General features: G+C 45.7%; 10 protein-coding genes and 1 tRNA gene. 5 read left to right on the forward strand and 6 right to left on the reverse strand.

Annotation, left to right across the window (positions count from 1 at the left end):
- Window positions 1–25: 25 nt before the first annotated feature.
- Genes gltA through V1225_RS14675 form a run of 4 tightly spaced genes read right to left on the reverse strand, consistent with a single transcriptional unit; the run spans window position 26 to window position 7,062 of the window.
- Window positions 26–1,414: an NADPH-dependent glutamate synthase gene (gene gltA, locus V1225_RS14660; RefSeq protein WP_251615429.1), complete on the reverse strand. Its 1,389-nt coding sequence runs from the start codon at window positions 1,412–1,414 to the stop codon at window positions 26–28.
- A complete protein-coding gene (locus V1225_RS14665; protein ID WP_338547071.1) occupies window positions 1,407–2,261 on the reverse strand; it encodes a sulfide/dihydroorotate dehydrogenase-like FAD/NAD-binding protein in 855 nt (284 codons plus the stop codon). The genes gltA and V1225_RS14665 overlap by 8 nt, the downstream gene beginning before the upstream one ends.
- Before the next feature lie 17 nt (window positions 2,262–2,278).
- Entirely contained in the window at window positions 2,279–5,785 is a 3,507-nt protein-coding gene (nifJ, locus tag V1225_RS14670) for a pyruvate:ferredoxin (flavodoxin) oxidoreductase (RefSeq protein ID WP_338548195.1), read from the reverse strand.
- Between the two features lie 23 nt (window positions 5,786–5,808).
- Window positions 5,809–7,062: a 4Fe-4S dicluster domain-containing protein gene (locus V1225_RS14675; protein WP_338547073.1), complete on the reverse strand. Its 1,254-nt coding sequence runs from the start codon at window positions 7,060–7,062 to the stop codon at window positions 5,809–5,811.
- 770 nt (window positions 7,063–7,832) lie between these two features.
- On the opposite strand from V1225_RS14675, the gene V1225_RS14680 reads away from it, so the two are divergent.
- A complete protein-coding gene (locus V1225_RS14680; protein WP_338547075.1) occupies window positions 7,833–8,972 on the forward strand; it encodes an aldo/keto reductase in 1,140 nt (379 codons plus the stop codon).
- A gap of 56 nt (window positions 8,973–9,028) precedes the next feature.
- On the opposite strand, the gene V1225_RS14685 is transcribed toward V1225_RS14680, so the two are convergent.
- Window positions 9,029–10,291: an LCP family protein gene (locus V1225_RS14685; protein WP_338547077.1), complete on the reverse strand. Its 1,263-nt coding sequence runs from the start codon at window positions 10,289–10,291 to the stop codon at window positions 9,029–9,031.
- Window positions 10,292–10,563: 272 nt separating this feature from the next.
- Here V1225_RS14685 and V1225_RS14690 point away from each other — a divergent pair, with 272 nt between their 5' ends.
- Window positions 10,564–10,887 (forward strand): hypothetical protein, encoded by a 324-nt coding sequence (locus tag V1225_RS14690; protein WP_202620377.1) that lies wholly within the window; start codon window positions 10,564–10,566, stop codon window positions 10,885–10,887.
- 104 nt (window positions 10,888–10,991) lie between these two features.
- Here V1225_RS14690 and V1225_RS14695 read toward each other — a convergent pair.
- Window positions 10,992–11,068 (reverse strand) — tRNA-Arg (locus V1225_RS14695).
- A 167-nt stretch (window positions 11,069–11,235) separates the two neighbouring features.
- On the opposite strand from V1225_RS14695, the gene V1225_RS14700 reads away from it, so the two are divergent.
- From V1225_RS14700 to V1225_RS14710, 3 genes are all read left to right on the forward strand, one after another.
- The gene (locus V1225_RS14700) at window positions 11,236–11,979 is read left to right on the forward strand and encodes a MerR family transcriptional regulator (protein ID WP_161908188.1); all 744 of its coding nucleotides are present in this window, start codon (window positions 11,236–11,238) and stop codon (window positions 11,977–11,979) included.
- Between the two features lie 72 nt (window positions 11,980–12,051).
- Window positions 12,052–12,777, forward strand: coding sequence for an ABC transporter ATP-binding protein (locus V1225_RS14705; RefSeq protein ID WP_251615445.1), 726 nt, complete (start codon window positions 12,052–12,054; stop codon window positions 12,775–12,777).
- Window positions 12,774–13,517, forward strand: a complete 744-nt coding sequence (locus tag V1225_RS14710; RefSeq protein WP_251615447.1) for an ABC transporter permease — start codon at window positions 12,774–12,776, stop codon at window positions 13,515–13,517. The genes V1225_RS14705 and V1225_RS14710 overlap by 4 nt, the downstream gene beginning before the upstream one ends.
- The last annotated feature ends 230 nt before the right edge of the window (window positions 13,518–13,747 follow it).

Here is a 13,747-nt window from a genome sequence, read left to right on the forward strand (position 1 = left end):
ATGCTCCGTTTTCTCTAAAGTCCATTTATTTACTCAAATACTCATCAATCCCTGCCGCTGCAGTTTTTCCTGCGCCCATAGCTTTGATTACCGTAGCTGCGCCGGTTACTGCGTCGCCGCCTGCGAAAATGCCGGGACGATTTGTTGCAGCAGCGCTGTCAGCGCCAATACCTCCACGGTCGTTTGCCGCCAGCTCCTCCGTGGTATCCAAAATCAGCGTGTTCAGCTTTGTGCCGATGGACATGATAACCATATCTATCGGAATCACATGATTTGAACCTTCCACTGTAACCGGTCTGCGTCGTCCGGAAGCATCCGGCTCGCCTAGTTCCATGGTGACGCATTCAATGCCTGTTACATGACCTTTTTCATCGCCTTTGATAGCAACCGGATTGGTCAGCAGCTTAAATACAATCCCCTCTTCCATAGCGTGATGTACTTCTTCCGCTCTTGCCGGAAGCTCATCCATGCTGCGGCGATAAATAATATAGACCTCGCTTGCACCCATGCGCTTTGCACATCTTGCGGCATCCATAGCCACGTTACCGCCGCCGACTACGGCAATCTTATCAACCTTCTGAATCGGTGTATCATATTCAGGCAGGTATGCCTTCATCAGATTGATACGGGTCAGATACTCGTTGGCAGAGCATACACCCAGCAGGTTTTCACCAGGAATCTTCATAAAGGATGGAAGACCTGCGCCAGTTCCGATAAACACAGATTCAAAGCCTTCTTCCTTCATCAACTCGTCGACAGTGATAGCGCGGCCAACGATAGCATTGGTAACAAACTTCACACCTTTTGCGGAAAGCTTTGCAACCTCAGCCGCTACAATCTCCTTCGGCAGACGGAACTGCGGAATGCCGTAAACCAGCACGCCGCCGGTCTTGTGCAAACTCTCGTAAACAGTTACTTCATAGCCTTTGTTGATCAAATCTCCCGCACATGCAAGTCCTGCAGGACCCGCACCGATGACAGCCACCTTGTGACCATTGCTTTCAGCAGGTTTGATTTCTTCATCGCCGTAGTTTGCAGCATGCCAGTCGGCGGCAAAGCGCTCCAAACGACCGATGGCAACCGGCTCGCCCTTGGTACCGTGAACGCACTTACCCTCGCACTGATTTTCCTGCGGACATACCCGGCCGCAAATTGCAGGCAGTGAACTGGTTTCACTGATAATCTGATAAGCTTCCTCAAATTCGCCTTCGGCGATTTTGGCAATAAAGTCAGGAATTTTAACCATGACCGGGCAACCGCTCATGCAAGGTTTTTTACGGCACTTAAGGCAGCGCATAGCCTCGCTTATAGCCATCTCCTCCGTATAGCCGCTGGACACCTCTAGAAAGTTCTTGTTGCGAACATCAGGCGCCTGTTCCGGCATTGGACATTTTTCTCTTGTTAAATTAATCATGGTAACGAACACCTCCTGTCAAGCGACAAACGTGAGCACGGTCAGTTGCTTCCTGCTCCGCATAGTATGCGTTTCTCTGAATCAATTCGTCCCAGTCAACAAGACTTCCGTCAAATTCCGGTCCGTCTACGCAGACAAATTTATCCTCGCCGCCGATGTTAGCGCGGCAGCCTCCGCACATGCCGGTTCCATCAATCATATATGCAGTCAAAGACGCTACAGACGGAATGTTGTGTTCTTCCGCCAGCTTGCAAACTAACTTCATCATAATCGGCGGCCCCACTGCAACGATTTCGTCGTACTGGTTTCCCTCTTCAATGAGGGCTTTCAGCTTGTCGGTGGTAAAAGCCTTTTCGCCGTAAGAACCGTCATCTGTCACCATGAACAGGCGGTCCGTCCCTGCGCGAAATTCCTCCTCTAAAATTACCAAATCTTTATTTTTAAATCCGGCAATCATATCGACTTCAATGCCGTGGTCATGCATACCCGTTGCCAACGGATATGCCAAAGCGTTTCCTGTGCCGCCGCCAACCACGCAGACCTTTTTCAATCCATCCATATGGGTCGGTTTTCCAAGAGGTCCTACAATATCTGCAAAACAGTCGCCCACTTCCAGCTGATCCATCAGCATAGTTGTTCTGCCCACTGCCGCATAAATGAGGTCGATAGTGCCATCCTTTTCGTTATGTCCTGCCATGGTGAGAGGAATTCTCTCACCATATTCATCAGTTCTCAAAATGATAAACTGTCCCGGTCTTGCCTTTCTTGCCACCAGCGGAGCATAGATGACCAGCCAGGTAATATTGTCATTGAGCTTTCTCTTGCTCACTACTTCAAACATTTTCATCGGGTGATCCTCCTCTCCTAATTATCAAAGCTCTTTTTCTGGTTCTGCAGGTGTGCATATCTATCCATCGCCATTTCCTCTGCTTTAGCAAAGAGCTGCTCTGCTCTTTCCGGGAACTTTAGCTGCAGGGAGTTGTAACGAACTTCTCCCATGATAAAGTCTCTGTAGCTTTCGCTAGGTGCCGGACTGTCGATGGACAGCGGGTTCTTTCCTTCTGCTGCTAGGTCCGGATTGAATCTGAGCAGATTCCAGTAGCCTGCGCGAACCGCGTTTTTCATTTCCAGCATTGCCTTGTTCATGCCGGCTTTCAGCCCCTGGTTGATACAAGGTGCGTAAGCGATAATCAGGGAAGGCCCGTCATAGCTTTCGGCTTCTCTGATTGCACGCAGGGTTTGCTCCGGATTTGCACCCATTGCAACCTGTGCTACATATACATAGCCGTAAGCCATAGCAATCTGGGCTAAATCCTTTTTCTTTACCGCTTTACCAGAGGCTGCAAATTTTGCAACAGCGCCGATTGGCGTAGCCTTGGAGGACTGTCCGCCGGTGTTGGAGTAAACTTCTGTGTCAAAGACCATAACGTTTACATTTTCACCGGAGGCCAATACGTGGTCAAGACCGCCATAGCCGATATCGTACGCCCAGCCATCACCGCCGAAAATCCACATGGACGGTTTGATGAGCATATCTTTATTTTCTAATACGTATTTTGCGTCAACGTTTTCATCTGCAACTTTCGTACAGGCCTCTTCCAGAATTTTTCCAGTTTCTTCCGCTGCCTTAGCATCGTCCATAGAAGCAAGCCATGCCTTTGCAGGAATCCCTACTGTATCCACAAGCCGCTCTACTGCTGACTTCATTTCACCGCGGCGCGCCTGCATAGACATTGCCATACCCAGACCGAACTCCGCATTATCTTCAAAGAGCGAATTTGCCCACGCAGGTCCTCTGCCCTCTTTGTTTACAGTGTACGGTGTGCTCGGTGCGCTGCATCCCCAAATAGAGGAACAACCCGTCGCATTGGCGATATACATTCTGTCACCAAAGAGCTGCGTTACCAGCTTTGCATAAGGAGACTCGCCGCAGCCCGGACATGCGCCGGAGAACTCAAGAAGCGGCTGTTTGAACTGGGAACCCTTTACGGTATTAACGCCAAACGGTACTTCCTTTTCAGTCACCTCACTGAACAAATAATTGTATTTTTCCTGCGCTGCAGAAACCACTTCGTCCTCTGCCGGTACGATTTCCAGCGCCTTCTTTCTGGCAGGGCAAACCTGAGCACAGGATCCGCAGCCGGTGCAGTCCAGTGCGGAAATACCCAGGGTAAAGAACTTACCAGAAACGCCCTTCATAGCAAGATAATCTCCGTTTACCGAATCGATTTCTGTTTCGTCCAGTACAAACGGTCTGATGACGCCGTGCGGGCATACGTAGGAGCACCAGTTGCACTGCATGCAGTTTTCCTTGTTCCATACAGGAACATCCGTGGCAATGCCTCTCTTCTCAAAGGCTGCCGTTCCTGCCGGAATACAGCCGCTAGCTGTCGTCAGGAAAGTTGATACCGGAACGTTATCGCCGGTCAAAGTATTGGTCGGTACCAGAATATCGTTGAGGTAATCGGTGTGCGCCTGATCGCGGCCGCAAAGCTTTGGAGCCGGTGCATCATCAGGAGCGTCAGCCCAGCTTTCTGGGACTTCTACTTTATGGACATTGGCAACACCGGCATCAACTGCCGCCATGTTCATCGCAACAATTTTTTCGCCTTTTTTGCCGTAGGTATTTTTGATTGCAGCTTTCATATAGCCTACTGCTTCCTCAATTGGAATAATATCAGCCAACTTAAAGAATGCAGCCTGCAGTACCGTATTGGTTCTTCTTGCGCCGAGACCGATTTCCTTTGCGATAGAAACAGCGTCGCAGGTATAGAATTTGATGTTGTTACGGGCGATATATCTCTTTACTGTCGCAGGCAAGTGGGTATCCAATTCCTCATCGCTCCATACGCAGTTGAGAAGGAAGTAACCGCCCGGCTTTACGTCCTGCACCATCTCATAGCGGTTCAGATATGCCGCATTATGGCAGGCAACAAAGTCAGCCTGTTTCACATAATAAGAAGATTTAATCGGTTCATCGCCAAAACGCAGGTGAGAAATGGTCACACCGCCAGACTTCTTGGAGTCATACTGGAAGTATGCCTGTACCTTCTTATCCGTGTGGTCGCCGATGATTTTTACGGAGTTCTTATTCGCGCCAACTGTTCCGTCTGCACCCAGACCCCAGAATTTGCAAGCCTTTGTTCCCTTTGGCGCAACGTCAGGATTTTCACTGACAGCAAGAGATAATCCGGTCACATCATCAGTGATGGAAATGGTGAATTCCTTCTTCGGCTCATCTGCCCAAAGATTTTCGTAAACCGCCAGAATATCACCCGGTTGCGTGTCCTTCGAGCCAAGACCGTAACGCCCGCCTGTTACCAGACATTCCTCAAAGAGGCTGCCCCGCAGTGCGGAAATTATATCAAGATATAAAGGCTCGCCTACGCCGCCCGGCTCTTTGGTTCTATCCAGTACAGCAATTTTCTTCACCGTTTCAGGCATCACGTTTAACAGATATTTGGTAGAAAACGGTCTGTAAAGATGAACTTCTATAATACCGACCTTCTTACCCTTTGCAAGGAGATAGTCCACAACTTCTTCCGCAGCGTCGCATACAGAGCCCATAGCTACGATGATTTCTTCTGCATCAGGCGCACCGTAATAGTTAAACGGTTTATAGTTTGTGCCGATTTTAGCATTGACTTTTTCCATATAGGTATTGACAATATCCGCAGTTTCCAGATATGCCGTGTTGCACGCTTCTCTGTGCTGGAAAAAAGTTTCCGGCTGCTCCGCTGAACCCATGCTGTGTGGGTGCGCTGGGTGAATAGAACGTGCCTTGAAAGCCTTTACTGCGTCCCAGTCCACCATTTCTTTTAAATCCTCATAGTCCCAGATTTCAATTTTCTGGTTTTCGTGAGAGGTTCTAAAACCATCAAAGAAGTGGAGCATTGGCAGCTTTCCTGCTATGGTTGAAAGATGCGCTACTGCAGCAAGATCCATAGCCTGCTGCACGGAATTTGACGCCAGCATAGCAAAACCAGTCTGGCGACAGCCCATCACGTCGGAATGGTCCCCGAAGATGGAAAGGGCGTGAGTTGCCAGTGCTCTTGCAGCCACATGAAATACCGTCGGCGTCTGCTCTCCAGCTAATTTATACATATTTGGAATCATCAGAAGCAATCCCTGAGAGGCTGTAAAGGTGGATGTGTAAGCACCGGCTGTAATAGAGCCGTGCACCGCCCCGGCCGCACCGCCTTCTGATTCCATTTCAATGATTTTTACTTTTTCTCCAAAGATATTGGTTCTATCCTGAGAAACCCATTCGTCCATACTCTCTGCCATCGGAGATGATGGTGTGATTGGATAAATGGCTGCTACCTCAGAAAAAGCATATGCCACGTGTGCTGCAGCAGTGTTTCCGTCCATGGTCTTTAATTTTCTCACCGTAATCACTCTCCTTTCCTCATAGCAAGAGCTGCTTCCTGTAAATAGCTGTACTCTGGCACTTCCCGCTCCTTAATAATACCTCTGGCACAGATATACTGACAGACCTGACAGTTTTCGCAGATTTCTGAATCGATCACTGCATGCGCTTCTTCCATATAAATCGCACCGTTAGGGCAGTTTGCCACACAGTCGCTGCAGCCGATACATGCGCTGCTGCAAACAGAAGCTTTGTCCTCGTAATCTGCGGTGGATACACAAGGTACCATCTTTGCACCTTTGTACGGCACCATGACAATCAACTTCATCGGACATGCGTAAGTACAATCTTTACATCCCACACATTTGTCAGGATCTACCTGCGCACTTCCGTCTACGACTTTGATTGCGCCATAGCGACAGACTTTCGTGCAGTCCCCCTGTCCTGTGCAGCCGGTAGTGCAAATATCGAGGTCTTTCGCGTCCAGTTTAGCCGCTTCAGCGCAGGTTGCTGCTCCCGCTGCCTGGTATGCCTTCTCGTTCCTACTGCCGTTACATCTGACAAAAGCAACCTTCTCCTTTAATTTTGTTAAATCATGCAGGGTATCCACGATGATTTTTTTCTTGCACTTCACTGTACATGCCACACAGCCGACACACTTGTCATAGTCAATGACTGCATGGTTATCGACAATTTCCACTGCGCCCTCCGGACAAGCACGAACACAGTCCCCACAGCCGATGCAGCCATATCCACAGATTTCCCTGACTCTGTCATCATCCTCATCCCGATTGGAACACGGAATAAAGTTGGTCGCCTCTCTTGGAATCATGCGGATAAGCCCCTGTACACAAGCGCCTTCAGCCGCACATGCACCGCAACCGTTACACTTTTCAGGGTCGATGATAACATCTCCGTCAACCAGCTTCATAGCGCCGAATCTACAAGTCTTTGTACAGTCTCCGCAGCCGATGCAGCCATATCGGCATTCGCCCCGCAAAAATCCTTCGGCAACCGCCTCGCGGCAGGTTTTTCCTGAAAAGCGCTTTTTCCCTGCGGAATCACCACTGCAGGCAACGAAAGCAATTTCATCCTTTGCCGCTTTACGTTCTCTTCCCGTCACTTCTGCAATGGCATTCACAGCTTCCTGCGTGCAGGCAGGACAAAGAGCTACGCTCGATCCGTCTGCAATGCTTTCTGCACAAGCCCTGCAGGTTTCCTTGCCGCAACCGCCACAGCAGTCAGCGCCTGGCAGAAGTGCTAAGATTTTAGCAATCATAATAGAATCCTCCTTTTACACAAAATCGTTATTTTACACGAAATATTCTGTATACAACTTTTTTTCATATTACATTTATCATATTTTCAAGTCAATACAAAATGCCTGTTGCTATTGAAAATCCAATGTTCTTTTTGAAGTACATGCATCACAAAAAAACAAAAAACGCCAATTTTCAACGCTTTCGTACTGTTAGGTGCTAAAGTGCTTTAATTGGTTAAACTGTGTGATTTTAGGACGGTTTTTGGATGATTTTCCAAATTTAACGCCGTAAGGCGCAATACAGTTTTCCCATCCATTTTGCGCGCAACCCTATGAAATTTTTATATCTAGTCACCTTCATTACCGCGCCATATTTAAGTTCGTTTTTCCTTCTTATGGCGTCGAAGGGTTGAAATACGCCATGTTCTATAGACTTTTAACAAAGAATGGCGGCGGCACGCCATAAACGGATAAAATCTACTAAATAGCGGCGCTGTGCCGCCAGGTTCATTTTGAATTAATGGAAACATGGCGCAATCTCCAAAGCAGATAATCATATGCACCTGTCATTTTTCTGCAATGCTTTATAAGTTCTGGATTTGCCCGCCATTAGTCTGTAAAAACACGATAAATATGGCACTTTTTATCACCTTAACGCCAGACTTTCAACAAACAAGACAAAATGTGGCGCCCATTTCCCTTCCATGTATAACACGCTTCGGATAGCCCATTGAACTGAGACACCAATTCCTGTATAATATCTATTATATTGAAACAAGGAGGCTCCTATGAACTACACAGATTTTCACGGGAAACAGATTTCCCGCCTTGGCTTTGGCATGATGCGCCTGCCTATGCACAAAGACGGCACCATCGACTACGAAAAAGGGCAGAAAATGATTGATATAGCGTTGGCGAAAGGTATCACCTATATCGATACTGCTTATAAATATCACGACGGCGAGTCGGAAAACTTTGTCGGCGAAGCGTTGTCCAGGCACCCGAGAGACAGCTACTGCCTGGCGGACAAAATGCCTTGCTGGCTTTGCGAAACCGCAGATGATCTGCGCAAAATCTTTGAGGATCAGCTGCGCAAATGCAAGACTGACTACTTTGATTTTTATCTGATTCACAGCCTCGGTGAAGGCGACCTTGAAGCTGTAGAAAAACTGCAGGTCGTTGACTACTTATCAAAGGAAAAGGCTGCAGGCCGCATTCATCATCTGGGAGCGTCCTTTCACTGTGGGCCTGATTTTCTCCATGAAACTCTGACAAAATATGGAGACAACCTGGAATTTATTCAGCTGCAGCTCAATTATTTTGACTGGGAAAACGGAAACGCAAAAGATGTCTATGAGGCTGCCCGGGAGTTTGATAAACCAATTGTAGTTATGGAGCCGATTCGCGGCGGCATGTTGGCAAATCCGCTCAGCGAAAAAGCCTGTCAGATTTTAAACAGCACAGGCACTGGCGCAAGCTATGCGTCTTACGCCCTGCGCTTTGTCAATGAGCTGCCAGGCGTTCTTTGCACCCTGTCCGGTATGTCCGAACTTTCTCAGCTTGAGGAAAACATCGAAATCTTCCAAGGACCTACTTTGAGTGAAGCTGAAAAGCAGGCAGTCGACGATGCAGTAAAAGTCCTTCAGGCAGACATTCTGGTTCCTTGTACTGGCTGCAACTACTGCTATGAATGTCCGCAGGAAATCAAGATTCCGGATATTTTCAAACTGTACAATGAAGCAGCAAGCAAGGGTTTTCACTATATTTGGGGTTCCTTATCAGGTCAGTACAATGCGATCACGCCAAACGGAAAAGACTGCATCGGCTGTGGAAACTGCGAGTCCCACTGTCCGCAGAAAATCAAGATTATCGAGAAATTAAAAGAAATCGATAACAAATATAAGGAGCTAGCTGAAATCGGCGAGTAATTAAAAGACACTGCATTTCCCTTTTGGGAATACAGTGTCTTTTGGTTTGATGTGATTTAATACAGCTCCGTGTCATAGCTGATGTCCTGATTAATCTGCTGACAGGTATCTGACAGCTGGTAATCCTCCTGTCCAAAAGCTCGTTTGTGCAGCCACTTTACGTTAGACTCCAAGGTCATCGGCACCACATAGGAAATGCCTCTAAGCAGGTCAGCCCAGTATTCATTCGGCCAGCTGACGCTCTTGCCAAAATGATATCTCGGCGCCTGAATTACCGCTGTATACATCTGCGTCTGACTCATATTGGTTCTGATATTTGGAAATACCGTGTCAGACAGTTCTTTTAACTTCCATGGGTGGGTCAAAGCCTTTTTCATAACTCCTGCAACCACAGCTTTGTAGCGTCTGCTTCTGCCTGCATCACCCCCGCTGGTCTTTCTGATTCTGCAGTAGGTCGTTGCCTGTACACCATCTAGCGTCTGTTTGCCTGTTTCCGTTATTTCGTGATAATCTCGTCCGACATTTTCTGCCGTATCCGGTCCCCAATGGTTCATATCGTTGATTTCGTTTTCCTTGACGTTGACGGTAATACCACCCAGACAATCCACTGCGTCTGCCACAGCTTTCCAGTTAAAGATGACAAACTCGTCAATATTCAAATCCAAACTCTGATTCAATGAGGCGCAAGTATTTACACCACCCGCATAGTGATGAGCATGGGTAATCTTGTCCAAAATAGATGTGCCATCCATATATTCCATTCTCAGGTAAGAATCACGCATGACAGAAATCAGTTTTATCTCTCCAGTAGACTTTTTAATACTCATGATGATGATAGCATCAGTTCTGCTGCCGTCATAACCCTCATCAGCTCTGGAATCTACGCCCAGAATTGCAATATTCCTATATCCGCTCAAATCGTCTTCTACCTGCGGATCAATAGCAAAAGCACTTTTCTCCGTTTCCACCTTATCAAAATTTCCCGTCAAAGCGTAGAATAGCCCGGTAAAAGCCAACAAAAATACCATGAACAGCATGATAAGATTTCGGATAAGCTTCCCCGGTCTAAATCTATATTTTTTCTTTTTCTTCTGTTTTTGTTTGCCTTTCGTTGATGCGCAGGCACCAGTACCAGCAGATTTGGCAATGCTGCCTGCCCTGCTTTTAGTCTGGGACTTTCCGCTTTTACGCCTTTGCGCTTCCCGGGCATAACGTTCTTCTTCCTTAGCATATTCCGGGTCTGATAACTGCCGTATCAGTTCCTTGCTGTATTTCATGCCCTCATAATTTTCAGTTTTCTTATTTCGATCGCTTCTCAAAATTCTATTTCCCCTCTTAGTGTGATTAACATCGTACTTTCGATTATACAAGGTTTTTAGTAAAATTTCAACAAATAGTCCATGATGAAAGTCTAACGATTTTCCTACAAAAAAGTTCTAATTATCTGCCCCTTTCAATTCCCATCATTACGTTTGCTTATGTGCTTACTAAAATTTTTTTGTTAGTTATTTGTGTATTTTTATGAACGGACACTGGTACTGCGTTCTGTAGATGATTTTCGAATCACAAGACATCGCAAGTGTCTTGAGCGTTGGCAGAGATTGAGATGATTTCTGAGGTGCTACCGCTAGTATGCGATCCTGTTATGACAAACGAGATAGTAGGCTATATGAAAGAACTTTCAATTCCAGAGCTGACTCCTGTTCCCGACACATCAGCCATTGCTTCTGAAGATTTTGCGACCATCGCTGAGAAAGTTCCCAACGTATTCATGTATCTTTTGGCTGGATATATGGACGAGCGAGGAGATGTCCCTGCACATAATCCCAGGCTTCAGTTCAATGAAAACGTCTGCCCAATCGGCTCTGCATATTTAACGCAATGCACAGTCCGGTGGCTAAAAGAACATCAATAAATCAAACGAAGACGACCTTGCTTTCCTTTTCGGTCTTGATCCCCTTCCATAACATCTGTTACCAAAAAACAAAAATACCCATCCGATGATGGGTATTTCCGTTTTGGTGCGCCATAAGGGACTCGAACCCCTAACCTTCGCATTCGTAGTGCGCTACTCTATCCAATTGAGCTAATAGCGCACGAACAACTTGTTCGTACCTACTTATTATAGTTCAATTCATCGAATTTGTAAAGAAGTTTTTTTGTTTCAATTATGATTTATCTATGTTAAAATAAATCCCTACACTATACCACCAGACTTTTTTTCTGTGATATAGTGGTTGAGAGAGAACGGAGGTGAGAAACTGTGACCACATACAAAACTGCGGAAGTTGCCGCAATCATCGGAATACATCCAAATACAGTACGATTATACGAAAAACTGAAGCTGATACCTAAGCCAGAACGGCTGCCAAATGGGTATCGCATATTTACAGAATTTCATATAAAGCAATGCAAACTGATACGCCTTGCATTTCAAGTAGAGGTATTGCAGAACGGGTTAAGAAAAAACATTGCACAAATGCTTACTATATCAGCAGCAGGAGATTTTGATACAGCTATTACGCTTACGAAAAACTACTTAGGACAAATCGGGAGAGAACGCCGGAACGCGGAAGAAGCCATTGAAATTGTAAAGCAAATTTTATCCGGAGATATTGAGAAAAATTCGCAGTATCAGAAGCGAAAAGAGGTATCAGAACTGCTCGATATTTCTATGGACACGCTCCGAAACTGGGAAATGAACGGCTTACTTACAGTAAAAAGAAAAGATAACGGGTATCGAATCTATACCGATGAGGATATACAGCGGCTAAAGATCATTCGCACATTAAGATGTGCAAATTACTCCTTAGAGGCAATCCTTCGTTTGTTGCAGCAGCTATCCCAAAATCCAGATGCTGATATTCGAGCCACCTTGAATACACCGAAACAGACTGATGATATTATTTCTGTCTGCGACAGACTAATTGTCTCACTGTCAGTAGCAGAAAAAAATGCTATTGCGATTTTGGATATGCTGTACGATATGAAAATTGAATTTTCATAAACCCTACACTTTACCACCAATGTTTTCATTGGTGGTATTCTTATTTCACAAGAAACAAAAGGAGGTCTTATTATGCAGACTGTAATCAATGTAGAGCGATTATCAAAATCCTACGGCAACCTGCTTGCAGTAAACAAAATCAGTTTGTCCGTAAAGCGTGGAACCGTTTACGGACTTCTTGGCGCAAACGGTGCAGGAAAAAGCACAACAATCGAATGTATCTTAGGTACAAAAAATGCCGACAGCGGAACAATATCAGTCTTGGGGTATAACCCTAAAATGGACAGGCATCGCCTATTTCAAAATGTAGGCGTTCAGTTTCAAGAGGGCGATTATCAGCCGGAAATAAAAGTCTCAGAGCTATGTGAAGAAACTGCTTGTCTTTATGACGCTCCTGCCGACTGGAAAAAGCTTTGTGAACAATTTGGAATAGCAGGTAAAATTGGAAATATGTTAAAGAGCTTGTCCGGCGGGGAGCGTCAGCGCTTATTCATCGTACTCGCCTTAATCCCAAACCCGGAACTGGTATTTCTTGATGAATTGACTACAGGGCTTGACGCAAAAGCCCGGCGTGATGTCTGGAAAATATTATCTGAATTAAAAAGCAAGGGGTTGACTATCTTTTTAACTTCCCATTTCATGGACGAAGTGGAAGCCCTATGTGATGAAATTTGCATTTTGAGAAACGGCAAAATCATATTTTTCGGAACCGTTGAGCAGGCAAAAAAAGTCAGTAAATGCGAGAACTTTGAAGACGCTTATCTTAGGCTTTCCGGTGAGGAGGTAGAAAAAGAATGAAATCATTTGGAACACTTTTAAAAATTGAATTGAAACTAAACATCAGAAACATGAATATGGTTATTTTCGCTGTTATTGTGCCACTGATTGTCTTAGGTTTGCTTGGCCTCATTTACGGAACAAAACCCGCCGCAGACGGAGCGCCATACACTTTTATGGAACAGTCTTTCAGCGCACTAAGCTGTATCTCCATTTGTGCGGGTGGGCTAATGGGTCTGCCCCTTGTCGTATCAGAATATCGGGAACGAAAAATCTTGAAGCGTTATCAAGTCACCCCTATCAGCCCAGCAAAATTACTTTTGGTAGTATTTTTGATTTATATTATCTATTGCATCGTTTCAATACTCACCCTGTTCCTTGCCGCCATGCTGTTTTGGAAAATAAGAATACATGGGGCTTTGCTGTTATTCTTGGGAAGCTGGCTTTTGACTATGGTATCGACTTTAAGTATCGGATTGTTAGTTGGTGGAATTGCCAAAAATATGAAAAGCGCAAGCGTAATTGCCTGTATCTTATATTTCCCCATGCTGATTTTTTCAGGTACAACGCTTCCCTTCGAGGTTATGCCCATTACCATGCAAAAAATTATCAGTATCTTTCCATTGACACAGGGTATTCAGTTAATGAAAAACGCATTTCTTGGGTCACCGATTGAAAATGCTATATTCCCGGTTGTTATTATGAGTATTACCGCATTAATCTGTTTTGCTATTTCCATAAAATATTTTAAATGGGAATAAACATCTTCTTTGGCTTTACTTCAGTGCATTTGAGCTGTCCGTTTTGTACGCTGCGCTAAAAAAAGGAGTCACACTTTGTGCAACTCCTTTTTCAACAAAACCGGCAACACTTGCTTCGCTCGCTCCTCCGCTCGGAAGCCTACAACCGGCTTCCTCTCTTCGCTGTCCCGTTTCAGACGTGTCCTTCCGACACTAAAAAAGCAAGCTACTTCGTAACTTGCTTTTTACTG

The sequence above is a fragment of the Emergencia sp. JLR.KK010 genome (assembly GCF_037018265.1).
Lineage (GTDB): Bacteria > Bacillota > Clostridia > Peptostreptococcales > Anaerovoracaceae > Senimuribacter > Senimuribacter intestinalis.